Genomic DNA, 2,126 nt, shown 5'->3' with positions numbered 1-2,126 from the left:
CAGGTGCGACAAGAAGTCGCGTAATATATTGTCGAAAGACTACCCTATCCATTCGGGGTAACTCTATCGTGACTAGCGTGAATGGTAACGCTCGGGTTAGAAAGCTCACGAGACAATGTGGAAGTTCGAATAGCCTAAATTGGGACAACTGCTAGAGTAAGAATGCTATGGAGAACGTAAAGTGAATCATTGTAGGAATCGTTACGCTGGAGAAAGCGAAATAGGCTGAAACGCTTTGACCAAAATGGTGAGGAGTCTAGCAAAGGCGGACTGGCAAACCAATGCGAATGGATAAAGAACTCCCGGTTTAAAGATGACTCCTAAGGCACTCACAATTATATATTACGTGGAACTTGGTAAACCCTATATGTTCCTCTACCAAGAGGTATCTAACCGCAAGGGGCGAAACGACATAGAGGGCAGAAGAAAAGGATAAAAAGCGAATGTTGATTTTGTAATGAAAACAGATAGGGGCTCAAACTTTGCCCTAACCCGAAAGGGTGCAGACTTATCCTATGGTATTTCTTAGCAGGAAAGGATTATATATTTATGAATTTTAGTAATTCAACGACGGATAAAACCGAGAGACTAAAAGACGCCAAATCACTTGCCTTTCAATGGGAAACTATTGACTGGAAACAAGTTGAAAACGATGTTAATAGACTACAAACCCGAATCGCTAAGGCAACAGTAAGTGGAGATAACAATAAAGCCAAAAGATTACAATATCTATTAACCCACTCTTTTTCGGCTAAAGCTTACGCTGTAAGAAAAGTAATAACAAATAAGGGGAAAAATACACCAGGAGTAGATAAGAAACTATGGTCTACCTCTGCTTCAAAGATGAAAGCAGTGCTTTCTCTCACTGATAAAAACTATAAAGCAAAACCTTTAAGACGAGTATATATTGCAAAAAAAGGCAAAAATCAAAAACGCCCATTAGGTATACCAACAATGTATGATAGAGCAATGCAAACCTTATACGCACTAGCACTTGAACCAATCGCAGAAACAAAGGGCGATTCTATTTCCTTTGGATTCCGTCGTGGAAGAAGTGCAAAAGATGCTTGTGAACAAATATTTTGTGTATTAGCTAGAAAATGCTCTCCGACATGGATACTTGAAGGTGATATTAAAGGTTGCTTTGATAACATCAACCATGAATGGTTACAAGAAAATATATCAATGGATAAAAGTATTATGAAGCAGTTCCTAAAATCAGGATATATATATGAAGAAAAACTATTTCCGACAGAAACAGGCTCGCCACAAGGTGGAGCTATCTCTAGTATATATGCAAATATGACATTAGATGGACTAGAAAAAGTGATTCAAGACAAATACCACAGAAATTCAAAAGGTAAAATAGAGAATCACTATAGAGCCAAAACTAAAGTGAATCTGATTCGATATGCTGATGACTTTGTTATCACTGCAAACTCAAAAGAAGTTGCCGAAGAACTTAAAACTACTGTTAGTCAATTCCTTCAATCAAGAGGACTCACACTATCAGAAGAAAAGACTATGATTACACATATTGACAAAGGATTTGACTTTCTTGGCTGGACATTTAAGAAATACAAAGGGAAATTAATAGTTAAACCTTCTAAAAGCTCAATTAAAAACATAATTAGAAGATGCTCCACAATAATCCTGAAAGAGGGAAAAGCTAGCACTCAATCTGATTTAATACGAAGGCTTAATCAAGTCATAAGAGGTTGGACGAATTATCACAAACACGTTGTTGCTAGCAAAGCTTTTTCATATATTAATAACACCCTTTATCACCTATTACAGCAATGGGCAAAACACAGACACCCTAACAAGAACAAATGGTGGCGGTTAAATAAATATTGGCACGAAAAAAACGTAAAAAGATGGCTTTTTACGACGGACGATTACAGTCTAATTAATTTGAGGCGGATTAAAATCGTTAGACATCCAAAACTTCAGATTTCAAAAACACCATTCTTAGACAAGGACTATTTTGACCAAAGAAAGATAAAACTGCATACACTTGTTGCCGCCTGAAAAGGTGAAGAAATGCTTGAGCCGTATGAGCGGGAAACTCTCACGTACGGTTCTTAGATGAGGGAAAGGGAGAAATCCCTTTTTCTTAATCGATT

1 protein-coding gene is annotated in these 2,126 nt (G+C 37.3%); it reads left to right on the top strand.

Annotated features, from left to right (window positions below):
* Positions 1-549: 549 nt before the first annotated feature.
* Positions 550-2,031: a group II intron reverse transcriptase/maturase gene (ltrA, locus tag BD821_RS13260; RefSeq protein ID WP_104410882.1), complete on the top strand. Its 1,482-nt coding sequence runs from the start codon at positions 550-552 to the stop codon at positions 2,029-2,031.
* The last annotated feature ends 95 nt before the right edge of the window (positions 2,032-2,126 follow it).

The organism is Clostridium algidicarnis DSM 15099 (assembly GCF_002934235.1).
GTDB classification, from domain to species: domain Bacteria; phylum Bacillota; class Clostridia; order Clostridiales; family Clostridiaceae; genus Clostridium_L; species Clostridium_L algidicarnis.
This window is presented reverse-complemented; position numbering and strand designations above follow the sequence as displayed.

Coding starts and splice junctions, on each gene's coding strand:
- ltrA (WP_104410882.1), top strand. CDS start 550: ATGAATTTTAGTAATTCAACGACGGATAAAACCGAGAGACTAAAAGAC.